Source organism: Kineococcus indalonis, assembly GCF_009906395.1.
Taxonomy (GTDB): domain Bacteria; phylum Actinomycetota; class Actinomycetes; order Actinomycetales; family Kineococcaceae; genus Kineococcus; species Kineococcus indalonis.
Window position 1 is genome coordinate 1 of sequence record NZ_JAAALM010000923.1, and the last position, 809, is coordinate 809.

General features: G+C 81.8%; 1 protein-coding gene. It reads left to right on the forward strand.

Translation table 11 applies throughout. From position 1 onward, the window contains the following. The coding region (locus GTR00_RS21970; RefSeq protein WP_205706414.1) for an asparaginase at positions 1-809 on the forward strand (809 nt) is incomplete at both ends.

The window sequence follows — 809 nt, forward strand, 5'->3', positions numbered from 1 at the left end:
CTCCCCGGCGGGCCCCCCCGCGCCGCCGCCCGCCCACGTGCCCGTCGCGACGCTGACGCGCGGCGGCCTGGTGGAGTCCGTGCACCACGGCTCGGTGGCGGTGGCCGGCCCCGGCGGGGCGCTGCTGGCCGCCGCCGGGGACGTCACCTCCCCGGTGTACCCGCGCTCGGCGCTGAAGCCCCTGCAGGCGGTGGCGATGGTGCGCAGCGGCCTGGACCTGCCGCCGGACCTGCTGGCGCTGGCGTGCGCGAGCCACTCCGGCGGGCCGGAGCACCTGAGCCGGGTGCTGCGGGTGCTGGAGCTGGCCGGGCTGGGCCCGCAGGACCTGCGCAACACCCCCGACCTGCCGGTCGGCGAGGCCGAGCGGGCGGCGTGGACGGCGGCCGGGCGCGGGCCGCAGGCGCTGGCGCAGAACTGCTCCGGCAAGCACGCCGCGATGCTGGCCACGTGCCGGGCCGCCGGCTGGGGCACCGACGGCTACCTGGACCCCGGCCACCCCCTGCAGCGGCGCGTGGTGGAGACGGTCGCGCAGCTGTGCGGGGAGCCCGCCACCCACCCCACCGCCGACGGCTGCGGCGCCCCGCTGGTGGCGGTGTCCCTGGCGGGCCTGGCGCGGGCGCTGGCGCGGATCGCCGCGGCCGCGCCCGGCACCCCGGAGGGCCGGGTGGCCGCGGCGATGACCGCGCACCCGGAGCTGGTGGCCGGCGAGGGGCGCGACACCACCGCGCTGGCGCGGGCGGTGCCGGGGCTGCTGGCCAAGGACGGCGCCGAGGGGGTGCAGGTGGCCGCGACGGCGGCCGGCGCGGTGG